The organism is Coleofasciculus sp. (assembly GCF_046539235.1).
In the GTDB taxonomy this organism is placed as follows: Bacteria; Cyanobacteriota; Cyanobacteriia; order Cyanobacteriales; family Coleofasciculaceae; genus Coleofasciculus.
In genome coordinates, this window is record NZ_JBKHHI010000183.1 from 1 (window position 1) to 12323 (window position 12323).

General features: G+C 45.7%; 6 protein-coding genes. 1 reads left to right on the top strand and 5 read right to left on the bottom strand.

Going from position 1 to position 12323, the window contains the following annotated elements; genetic code table 11:
• Positions 1-539: 539 nt before the first annotated feature.
• Positions 540-2255, bottom strand: coding sequence for a ShlB/FhaC/HecB family hemolysin secretion/activation protein (locus tag ACLFWI_RS16700; protein WP_446413850.1), 1716 nt, complete (start codon positions 2253-2255; stop codon positions 540-542).
• A 453-nt stretch (positions 2256-2708) separates the two neighbouring features.
• Here ACLFWI_RS16700 and ACLFWI_RS16705 point away from each other — a divergent pair, with 453 nt between their 5' ends.
• Positions 2709-5303, top strand: a complete 2595-nt coding sequence (locus tag ACLFWI_RS16705; RefSeq protein WP_446413851.1) for a CHAT domain-containing protein — start codon at positions 2709-2711, stop codon at positions 5301-5303.
• A 126-nt stretch (positions 5304-5429) separates the two neighbouring features.
• On the opposite strand, the gene ACLFWI_RS16710 is transcribed toward ACLFWI_RS16705, so the two are convergent.
• From ACLFWI_RS16710 to ACLFWI_RS16725, 4 genes are all read right to left on the bottom strand, one after another.
• A complete protein-coding gene (locus ACLFWI_RS16710; protein WP_446407276.1) occupies positions 5430-6281 on the bottom strand; it encodes a DUF928 domain-containing protein in 852 nt (283 codons plus the stop codon).
• A gap of 156 nt (positions 6282-6437) precedes the next feature.
• Positions 6438-8408, bottom strand: coding sequence for a CHASE2 domain-containing protein (locus ACLFWI_RS16715; protein WP_446413852.1), 1971 nt, complete (start codon positions 8406-8408; stop codon positions 6438-6440).
• Positions 8409-8782: 374 nt separating this feature from the next.
• Positions 8783-10951 (bottom strand): filamentous hemagglutinin N-terminal domain-containing protein, encoded by a 2169-nt coding sequence (locus tag ACLFWI_RS16720; RefSeq protein ID WP_446413853.1) that lies wholly within the window; start codon positions 10949-10951, stop codon positions 8783-8785.
• 227 nt (positions 10952-11178) lie between these two features.
• Positions 11179-11376: a hypothetical protein gene (locus ACLFWI_RS16725; protein ID WP_446413854.1), complete on the bottom strand. Its 198-nt coding sequence runs from the start codon at positions 11374-11376 to the stop codon at positions 11179-11181.
• Positions 11377-12323 lie beyond the last annotated feature (947 nt).

The window sequence follows — 12323 nt, forward strand, 5'->3', positions numbered from 1 at the left end:
CGCATAAATCAAGAGATTCATCGGATTTTTTTTGATTGGTGAGAAAGCCAGATAAGTCGGTGGGTTATGACGGCGGTTTATTAAAAGGTTTGTTGATTAATTCAGCATCGTCTCATTCCCGATGGCTGCCTTGAATTAAACAAGAGGTTAGGGCGCGATCGCGATCAGATAATGGTAGACATCTCACCTAGAATAAGCGAACTCTGAATGACATAAACAAATGACATCTAAAATCCGGTTCCCCCCTACAAGAGCTATGCATTACTCACATCTTTCTTAACATTAACTCCAGCGATCGCTCTCGCCTTCTCCCACCCCCATTCCTACATAGCTAATTCTCAATAAAACTTGATTTTTATCAAGAATGCTTTTTGGTGATTTGTCAAGTCTAGTGGAATGAATCAATCTTGAAACCCTTGTTTCACAATGGTTTCAGGTAGTTCAAGAAAGATGCGAGTAAGGGATAGCTTTCAAAGGGGGCAAGGGGGGATGGAGAGAGGTTTGGAGAGAGGTTTTCCAGATCCCGTGAAAAGTAAGGATTAAAAGGGTTGAAAAAGAATGGAAAAAGTAATCCCATTGTCTTGTAGAGAACCGCCTTCATCCTCAACGCTAGTCAGGGGAATCCCCCAATACAATTGTGCTGACCACGAGGGATCGCGTTGCCACAAAAGCCCTAACCCAATACTGGCTAAGGTGTTCGGACTGATAACCTCATCCTCGTGGTTCCAAACCGTACCAATATCGAAAAAAGGAGCGATTTGCACAGTTCCAATTCCCTCGGGTTGGCTGAGAATAGGGAAACGAACTTCCACGGAACCAACAATCCCATTGTCAGCCACACGCTGATTTTGGCGATAGCCCCGTACTGTATCAATTCCGCCAATATTGAACTGTTCTAGAGGTAAGAGAGAATCATTCGATAGTTGCGCTCCAGCGCGAGCTATAATGATATTATCTGCGCCTAAAGCCTGCACCCACTGGAACTGTCCCACCCAGCTCATAAACCGCCCATCCGTACCCGTGTCATTGATTGTGGCATCAAAAGCATCTAAGCCAAAACTAAACCGCGATCGCGCGGCTAAGACGCGATCGGTGGAACGGTTGAGCCAGTCTTGACTAAACCGCACCACAGTTACTTTCGATTCCCCGTCTTCGGGTCCCAGGGAAAAGGAAAAGGGGATATCATCCAGGACAAAAGTTTGGCTTTGACGCAAATCCAGGGACAAAGAAAGGGCAAATTCACTCGTTGGCTTATGGACTATCGGTTGGCGAAACCCAACAGAAAAGGTTTCTGAGTTGGAGTTAATATCTAAGACCGAAAACGGATCTTCAACAATATCACTATCGCTACGGTTGTAGCTGAGACTTAATTTGCCATCTCTGGGATTGAGGGGAATTTCATAGCTCAGACTATACTGATCCACACCTTCGGTTATGCCATAATCGGCACTGATGCGATCGCCTAATCCCAATAGATTCCGATTCTCTACCCTCACCGTTCCCCCCAAGGAACCGACACTGGGAGAGTCTCGATTCTCTATAGTCACAGAACTCGTCCAAGGTTTTGCATCTTCTAACTGTAGGGTTAATACACTCGTCCCAGCCATGGTTCCCGCTGATAACTCGGCTTGAATTCGCTCAAGTACCGGATCAAGTTGCAGCAGTTGCAGCGCTTCCTCCAGGCGACCAATATTCACCGGGGTTTGCGTCGCCAACTGAATCCGCGATCGCACGTAGTCATCCCGCAAACGTTCTAATCCTTGAATATCAATGCGTTCGATGCTGCCTTCAACCACCTGAATGCTCACCACACCATCGGTAATATCCTGAGACGGAAGAAAAGCACCTGAGGTAGTGTAGCCATTGTCCGTGTATAACTCGGTAATCGCCGTGCGAATCGCTAAGAGTTCTTCAAAGGAAGCATTTTGACCAATAAAGGGCGCAACAGCATCTTGCAATTGTTCTGAAGAAAAAACCGTACTCCCTAATACCTCAACTCGTTCAACCGTGACATTAACCTCCACATCGGGTGATGGCGTCAGAAAGGGTTCTGGGGTGGGTGTGAGTGGCGGAAGAGGTGGGGGTGTCTCTGGGGGCGTCGTTGGCAAAGAAGGCAGATTAGGACGAGTGGGTTCCAGGATACCCGGTGGAATCTCTGGAGTAGTTTGGCTCATCGGTGGTAAGTTTTGAGCTAAGGCGATACCACTCCAGCTCAAGTACACCAGATTTAAAGCCCAAAGAAACCGTTTAAACATAAAACAGTAGCGCAAAGGTCATCGGTTGACAAGGATGCAGAGAAACCCCGGACTGTTTTAAGCGTATATTTGTCCAAAAACTTAATTTATACCACATAACATTCATGCTAGGTAATATTCTTTATAAGTAGGTTGGTGGAAATAAACTCAACTATATTAAGTGATGTAAATAGATTTCAAACCATTACATAAACATAAGACATAAGGCGAATGAGGTAGCTTGTTTCTCAAGGGCAGCGAGTTATCAGCCGTTAACTCTTATTGTCCCTACCTACTTATTTATTGTTCTGCTTTCACAATCAATTACCGGAAGAAATACAATATAGTAGCAGCTTAGGAGACTCTTTATCCCCTGTTTTTGACCATTGATAAACCCTGAGTTTCAAATTCAGACCTCCCAGTTCAGATAGAAATTGCTTAAAATAGAGTTAATCGTTATCGTTGTTCCGAAAAATGTCCCACGGTTGGCAGCTTTGGCGTCGATTTATTGGATTATCTTTAGCCAGCCTTGTCTTTTGTATCAGCTTTCATCCCTGGTCCACTGGGCAAGCCGAACCCGCCACAGAAATTCAACAGCAGCAATTGCTCACACCGACTTCTGAAAAACAGCTCGTGTCCAAGGGAATTGCATCCTATCAAATCGGAGAATTTTCCCAAGCCATTAACTTATGGGAACAAGCCTTACCTCAAATTACCGACGAAAACGATCGCGCAATTGTTCACAATAACCTGGCTTTAGCCTATCGGCAAACGGGGGAACTGGCTCAGGCGATCGCGCACTGGGAAAAGGCGATCCAAATTTACCAGGCTTCACCGGATGCCGAAAACCAGAAACGGATAGCTGGGCTATTAACGGAACAAGCCCAAGCTTACAATGATTTGGGACAACATCCGCGAGCGATTACTATATTAGAGTCAGCCATTGAACTCGCCACCGAATACCAAGATCCCTTGACAGAAGCCGCCGCTCAAGGCGCTTTAGGCAATGCCCACTGGAGTTTAGGCAACTATGATCAAGCAGTTTCCGCCCACAAACAGAGCCTCAAAATTGCCCGGACACTGAATAATAACAGTTTTATTGCCACGGCTTTAAATAATTTAGGGAATGTTTATGTCAGCCGAGCCACCCGGTCTAATTATCAGGCGCAGGTGGCTGAGTTAGAAGGAGATATTCAAGAGGCGACGCGCTTAACCCAAGAGGCGCTTCAGGATTGGACGCAAGCGAGAACATTCTTTGAGCAAAGTCTGGAAACAGCTCAAGCCTTAGGAAGTTTGACCGAAATAAAAGCCTTAATGAATTTAAATCGCTGGGTGATTAGTCGTCATTCAGCCAATGTCGCTGACAATTCAGCCGAACCCTTGAGTGATGCTGATCAGGCATTTCTTCAGAGCAATTGGCAACGAGTCAGAGAACTCCTCCCTGGAATACCTGATTCGCGACAGAAAGCCTATACGTTGATTAACCTGGCAGAGAGTTTTCAAAAGATCGAGTCAGAGGCTTCGATGCAGGAGTCGATCCAGCTTTTAACCCAAGCTTTAACGGTAGCCCAAAAAATAGGCGATGCCAAAGCCCAATCCTTTGCCCTAGGGAGCTTAGGACAGGTGTATGAATCAGCCGGAGACTACAGCACGGCGATGAATTTAACCCGCCAAGCTGAATTTAGCGCCCAGCAAATTCAATCCTCTGATAGTTTATATCGCTGGCAATGGCAAGCGGGGCGGATGCTGAAAGCTAGAGGTGACATCGCCTCAGCCATTTCTGCTTATGAAGGGGCGATCGCGACGTTGCAAAATATTCGCGGCGATTTAGTCACCAATAAAGAATTACAACTAGATTTCCGGGAACAGGTTGAACCCATTTATCGAGAATTAATTGATTTACTCCTCAATGTTTCCAGTAGCGATTTGAGCGAAGTCAACTCCCAGGAAACGGTTTCACCCCTCAAAGAGGTAATCGATATCGTTGAACTGCTGAAACTGGCAGAGTTGGAAAACTTTTTCGGCGATGAATGCGTGCAAGTCGCCAAAGACAAAGCTCAAAATGAGGAAAGGTTAGCGGATGCCAATGCTGCGGTCATCTATTCCATCATTTTGAACGATCGCACCGAAATGATCCTGCGATCGCCTGATGGTTCCCTGAAAAACTATCCTATCCCGATCAGCAAGGAAGAGATGGAAGCCGAGATTGAGCAGCTACGCTACTTTCTGGAACTGCGAACCACGGAGCAGTATATCCCCCAAGCCCAAAAAATTTATAATCTGCTGATTCGTCCCATGGAAGCTGATTTAGCCGTCATGCAACCCAAGACGTTAGTCTTCATCAACGATGGCGTCTTGCGTCAGATACCCATAAGTGCGTTACATGATGGTCAAAATTTTTTGATTGAGAACTATCCCATTGCGATTACTCCCAGTCTGTCATTGACCACCAGCCAACCGTTAGATCACCATCAGTTAAGTGTGTTGAGTCTGGGTTTAACAGTTGCTAGACCTCCCTTTGCCGCCCTGACGAATGTAGAAGCTGAGTTAAATGTAGTTGAAGAAATATTAGGCGGGACTGAGTTAATTAATCAGGAATTTACCTTCTCGAACTTACAAACCAAACTACGACGCAAAAATTTTTCCGTGGTTCACATGGCAACCCATGGCAAATTTGGTGTTGATTCCCAGAGTACCTTTATACTGGGTTATGATCAACAAATTAGTATTGAAGAACTCGACAATCTATTGCGTTCTCGCGGTCGTCGAGAAGCGGTGAAACTGCTCACCTTGAGTGCTTGCCAAACCGCGACAGGCAACAATCGTGCCGCCTTAGGAATTGCGGGTGTCGCTGTTCGAGCGGGTGTTGAGAGTGCGGTAGCGACGTTGTGGTATATCAATGATCAAGCAACTGTACCGCTGATTGCCGAATTTTATCGCCAACTGCGCCAACCTAACATCACCCGGGCAGAAGCGTTAAGACAGGCGCAGCTGAAGATGATTTCTAATGTCAATTATAATCATCCAGCCGTTTGGTCGCCGTTTATTCTGATTGGGAATTGGCGTTAGATATTTGCTCATGGTTCATGGTTGATGGTTCATGGTTACCTGAAAATAGGGAGCAGGGTTACATGGTGTATCCCTACTCCCGGTATTGTACTAATGTTCACGCTTTACCCGCTTTCTCTTCGACAGTCACGGTCTTTTGGCAACGTTAAGCCGTTCTTGCTGCGTCACTTGAGTCAAGCCAACTTGCTCCAGCAGAGCCAGGAAATCATCGTTGGTGGCTAGCTCATTAGAATTCGCGGTTTGAACGTTGGACATATCGGCTAAGGCATCGTACCAAAGCCCAGCCTCAGCATAACTCCAAGCGCGATCTCGCCACACCTGTGTTGGCACATTGTTCTTAGCCGGAGTTGATGGCAGTTGGGGTTCTAAAGCGGTTGGTGTGGATACCCGCTCAATCCAGCTAATGAATACGGGATTAGCTGAGGGACGCTTGGTATTACAAACCAGAGTGACTGACCATTTGTAGGTTCGTCCGGTTTGCAATTCGGGTCGGTCTTTCGGCACTTGCAACTGTATCATCCCGGCTTGGGAAGAATCAATCTGTTTCTCATATAGCGGTTCCGCCACTCCAGGTTCTACTAGAGTAAACCGCATTGGTACAGAGACAGGCTGTGATAAGTGCCAGAAAAAGGTAGGATGACCGGATGTGGTTTGTCCAGCATACTCCTCAGATGGGATCAACAATGTGACTAAATCGTTGGTTAACGATTGGCTACAGCCGCGTGAACCTGAGCCTATTGTCCGCCGTGGATTCGTTGCCACGGGTGGTATATATTGTTTAGACGAACGATGGGTTGACTTTTTGTTTAACTCTGCGTTGGCAGGTAGATCGTTCCAAATCGAGGTGAGAAATTCTAAATTCTCCGACGACGAAAAAATCCGGGGTTCAGGTAGGTCTAAAAAGCCGAACATTTGCAGGGAAACAATTGAAGCTGTCCCGGCAATGATCGTTACTAATTTTTGCCGAGTGGTGTTCATGAGATTAAGTCCTTCGTTTCATAAGGGTCTTTTTACAAAGGGTTGGGATGTGATGCACCTACTCCAGCTGTTGAAAAATTTTGCCTGAAGACTTTTGGACTCAATAGCGCTCTTGGCTGACAAAATCTAAATCATTATACATGGCATTTTGAACAACTACAGCAAAATTTGATAAACGGCAGTTAACTGTTCGCGCCCTTTGAGTCTCACCTGACCGATTTGTTTCGTGGGGAATTGATTTTGTAGATGCTGGTATGTTTCTTCATTGATTAAAATCCGGCAAATTCCTCCATCGAGAGTTTTATCGTAACTTTCTAATCGAGCCGCTACATTTACGCTATCTCCTAGGGTGGTGTAGTCAAGCCTTTGAGCATTCCCCAAGCTACCTGTGACGACATCTCCGGTGGCAATTCCCACGCGCATTGCTGTTTGGGGATAGCCTTGACGTTGCCATTCTTGATTCAGGGTTTGCAGTTTTTGTGCCATGGCTAACGCACAGTTGACTGCCGCGATCGCATCCTGGTCAATTTCGGCGGATGTCGTGCGTTTAATCGGTACACCAAACACAGCCATAACTGCATCGCCGATAAACTTATCCACAACACCGCCATGATCTAGCACCGTTCCCGCCATGGCATCCATATATTGATTCAGCCAAGTCATCAGCACTTCTGAACCCATATTTTCTGCTACTGTACTAAACCCTTTCAGGTCTGAGAACAGAACCGTCGCAGTCATGTTCTGACCACGTAGACGTCCTTCTTTGAGAAGTTGTTCGCGATCGCGCCAAATTGCTTCGGCGATTTGCTTGGTGACATGGCGACCGAATAAATTCATAACGGTGTGTCGCTCTTCACGCTCGAAGTTGGCGATGTACCCTGTCGTTGCTGTAGCGGCACCCAATAACGCCAAAGCTGGGGGAATCACAGGAATCCACCAACTGCTGATCATAAAGGCTAAGTAGCTGCTCCCGACTAAACCGATAAGCGCGAACAAAAGGCTGATTACTGTCCAACGCGGCAATAATTTAGCCAAACCTCCAGCATCTCGCAAAACCCAACACAGGGTTGCACCCGTCAAAGACCAGAGGAAAATCCAGACCACTTCGATTGGTTCCGACCAAGTTTTCAGTCCAGAACGCCCTTCTAGGGCTGAACTCAGCAATTGACTAATCATGTTAGCCTGAACTTCTATCCCAGGCGTGCGCTCTTGGGTAGCAATCTTATCACCACTATAGGGGGTGTAGAAGAAATCATTCAGGCTAGTTGCGGTTGCCCCAATTAAAACGAGGCGATCGCGCATTAAGTCTGGTGGTATCCGGTCTTCGAGTACCTCTGTCAATGACACCCTGGAAAAGGTAAGAGCCGACCCCCTATAGTTTAGCAAAATCTGGTAACCCCTATCATCGGCGGGTAGCGTAACCCAGGGAGCGGCAAGGAGTTCTAATTCATCAATATAACCGCCATCATTGGCTTGAAACGGTTGAAACGTTCCCTGACCCAAATGAAAAATCAGGGGATTCGTTTGTGAAGGTTGAGATATAATATCTTGCGCTTCTAAATACATCAACGCCAGTCTCATACCAAAAGAGATAGTGGGTTGATCATTTTTAACCATATACAACAACGAGCGACGCAGCTTACCATCCGCATCAATCACCACATTATTAAACCCCACTTGTCCAAGTTCGTCTAACACGGGTGGAGGCGCCACACTGGCGCTGGGATCTTGCTCGTTAATTTTCTCGATCCCGATTAAATTAGGAGTTGTTTCAAAAACATGGGCTAATTCGTCATGACCGGGCAAAACCGGTAAATCTCGATACAGGTCAAGACCAATCACTCTCGGGTTTTGCGCTTTGATTTTTTTGAGGAGTTCAGCCAAGACAGCATCAGGAATGGGCCACTGTCCAACATTTTTCAGATCTGCCTCACTAATTCCCACAATCAGAATTCGTTCATCGACAGGTTCTCGTGGACGCCAGCGAAAGTATTGGTCAAGAGCTGCCCATTCCCAAGCCTGCAAAAAACCGACAAGCCGCAATAGGATAACGAGTCCAGCCACACCAGGAGCAACTGTCCAGACACCTCGCCCTGCCCAAATTTTTTGTCTAATTTCTTTCCACATCTTATGTTTGAGCGCTCCTTGATGGTTAGAAAGCTAGATCTCTCTGCTTACTTTATTCAAGGACAAAGTAATTGAAACAGAAAAATTAGGTTTAAAGGAATCAATTTTTACTAAAACTTTAAATTTAGACTCTCTGGAATACCATTTTGGGAAAATTATCCCTGATCAAGGCACATCGCTATCATGAGTGTCAACTTAAGCTGAAAGCAATGTTCCAGACATGCCATGGCGCGTCTGAAAGCAGAGGGTGTAGGGGCAGGTTTTACCGATAACATTTTTTCAAAACCGATAAATTGACTAAACCCGCCCCGACTCCGGGAGCCTGTCAGTTCTGCCCATAAGTTCAAGTCGGTTGGGTAAAACTATCACGCCGCCTATTCCTCTTGTGATGCAGCCTGATAGCAGATTAAATCATCAGCATTCGCGATCGCGACCAGTTCCGGAGCCGTACCCACGACGACACGTCCATCAGACGTTACCATCATACCCTGAGCTTCTTGAATTGGGTCGCCCGGTTTCCAGAAACTGGGGGTTGAGGATTGAGAATTGACTGTTGGCGCAGTAGCTTGTTGTCCAGCATCGCCACTAATTCCCTGAACCTGAGTAACGGAATAGCGACCCTGTAACGGATCATAGGGGTTATTCGGTAAACCCCCCGTACCTGTAACGATAAAGCTACCTTGCTCCTTATTGCGGTGGGTAAGGCAACTATCAGCAATCACTTGTTCCGGCGGGACAAAATTAGTTGATAGTGGCGAGAGAGAATCTTGATTCAAATTCAGAGAGGATATGAATATATTCCCAATAGTGCCGCTTCCCAATGCCTCAACTGAAATATCCACTCGGTCATTACCCCGAAATGGCTCGAACGAACCTGGGTTGCGACCTACGGCTGTCGCTTGGCCACTAGAAAAAAAGTCTGCCAGAAATACGGGAGAGATAATCTCAATATTACCGCCCCTACCATCAAAGGCATTTGCCAGAATGTCACTATCTTCTAGAGCGATAAAAACATCAGAGTTAATTGTTATATTGCCGCCGCCACCGATACTATCAAAAACACTGGTACTGATTAAGCTACCATCGCGTAGACGAATATCTTCAGCCGTGATGTCAATGTTACCTCCCCCAGCTTGAGTTGAGGTTGCCCTGATTTCCCCTCCGTCTCGGAGTCTCAAGTTGTTGGTCGTAATGGCTAAATTTCCCGCATCGCCTGTTCCTTCACTAGCCGCAGTTACCGTAGCGCCATCTCGGATAATGAGTTCTCTAGTGATAATTTGCAAGTTGCCAGCATTTCCGTCAGTGAATGTCCCTACACCTAATCCACTCGAACCCAATGTTGGAGAACTGCCAATTATTTCTACAGACTCCGAGGCATTGACAGTTAAGTTCCCACTGCGACCATGGGTGGGCGTGCTCACGAATGGAGTAGAGAAAGAGCTAGTGTCTACTCCTGCACCATCTCGAATGATCAATCGTCGAGTTGTAATATTTAAGTTCCCTGCGTTGCCAGGACCAACTGTGCCAGTACTCAAGCTAGTAGAGTCTTGACCATCTGCTGAAGTCCCAATCAACTCGATCAACTCTGAAGCCGTAACCGCTATAGTTCCAGCCGATTCTTTGCCTGTAGTGGTAGAGGCTAGTAGTGAGCCATCAGTGAGTGTGACCTGCCTGCCTTGTATTTTAATATCACCACTTCCGATATCTACACCTGTTCCGATGGGAGGTGGTAGAGAACCCAGATCAGTCACATCAATGGTAGCCGCTTGCGACAGGTGAATATCTTGGAAACTCTGAACATTCTCATAGTTGAGAGCCAAACCTCGGTTTGTGGATTGCAGATTAACAAAACTGTTGCTAGAAACACTCCCCAGCTCAACTCGTCCTCCTGGTGCAGTCAGATTGCCCCCCTCTAACAGCACTTCACCACCAACAAGAGCTAAAGTTTTCCCAGACTTCACTTCCAGACCTGCGGGTCTTTGAGTTACTAAATTCTGACCAACTTGAGACCGATTAACAATACGCCCTGGGGAGGTGCCAAATTGGAGTCCAACTGGCACACTGACGGTGAGCAATGAGGCTGAAGGGTCAGTCGCGCTGAACTCTGTGCCATCGGCAAACTTTATGCTGTTCGCTGTGGTGACAATCAAGGAACCACCCAAATCTAGCGACGCATTAGAACCAAAGATAATTCCATTGGAATTGAGCAGAAATAGATTGGCACTACCTTTAGCTGCGAGTAAGCCATCAATAGTCGAGATTGAGCCACCGGTCACACGGCTGATGATGTTTTGGACATCTAAAGCATTGTTAAATATAGCCTGTCCATCCGTTGGCACAGAAAACTTATCAAAGCTATGGAAGAGATTATCCCCGAGTCGCGTGCCTTGAGTAATGGTGAATCTATTATCAGTGGTATTAACCTTCGTGGGAGTTGGTAATGTTCCATCTGAAGAAATTTGTGCTTGAGCCGAGCCAACTGGAATGAGACAGCAACAGGAAATAATCGGCAGTAGCCAGAATGGAGAACGGCGTCCTTTCATACGAATACCTCAAGGTTTCCTAACAAGAGTCTAACAACTTCTCTTCTATGACGCTTGGAAGCTCATCGGAACTCTTGTTAGACACCTTACCTGGAATGATTGTTCCAGTGGGTTTTGTCTGTTCCTCGGTAATCCTTTCAATAGAAAATGGAATTTACCCAACCCAAGGATACTTCATATAAATGCCTGTCGTCAGAGCCAATTTTCTTTGAGACGCTTCATCTGAGTTAGAAACACATTGGCCACCCCATAAACCTCCTACAGTAATCTGGCTGAGTCGCATCTTCTATCTGCTGTTGAGGACTCACAGGCTGGTCTTGCTTAACTCTATTTTCCATGCCGGTATTGGCAGTAACAGGAGCTGCGCCAACTTGAGTAGAAAATGTTAAGCTGAGAGCGATCGCGGTAGATGCAACGAGTTTCATGATTCTTTTCTCCGAGTAGATGTACGAACCTGTGAGCTTGGTGCTGATTCACCTAGCCCTAAAAATTTGAGAGATAAATTGCTCTTATCAGAGACTTTTTATTCAGTTGTTGGATTTACCCTGTCAGTGGCACACCCAATTAGTAGACATTTGAGAGAAATCTTTTTCTGCCACTGCTCTATAGTTAAACTATAGCAAGAGAAAATTCCAAATCAATAAACTTTATCAAAGCTTCATTTAGAGTTCATACACCCTTAATAAGCGCATCTTATGCTTTAAGTTTTCTTTACATAAGTTCTGGATTAAGGAGTACACCGAAATTACGGCGTTAGATGAAATTAAACGTAATACCCAAAACTGTAGACTATAGGCTATGACTGTAGTTGAACCGAAATACATTTGAAATACATCCTGGGTTTAGTGGTGTTTGAGTTACGGTTATCAGTTTAATTAGGTTGAATTGTTCATAGAGTGGAATGCTGACTTCCCTTGTCCGTCAACGTGGACTCTATCCATTCTTCCTTGGAGGGTTGCAACAGTGAAATCCTTATGGTACGAGGCTTGCTTTTTATTCTTTTGTCAGAGTTTTTTAACCAAGTAAGTTTATGTTAAGAGTTGTAATGTAAGATTTGCTTATATTAAGGATTATGACGCAATAATTCGTAACATTAAACTTACTATAGAATTACAGACATTGTTTCGCTTCACATCTCCCACAATACTGAGTTACAAGTAAGTAATTTTACTTAGCATCCTGAAGATAAAACTCTTTCCCTCCCAGGTTGTTCTAGACATACCCCTCACATCTACATAGCGGCAAATTCCCATGAATCTTGCCTTTATAGCAATCTCCGGTTTGATGCGATACATTGTTAAGGGCGCAAGCTTTGCGCCCCTACATTGCCCCTACATTTAATTTAGATGTACCTCACAGGCTGGGAAAGCGC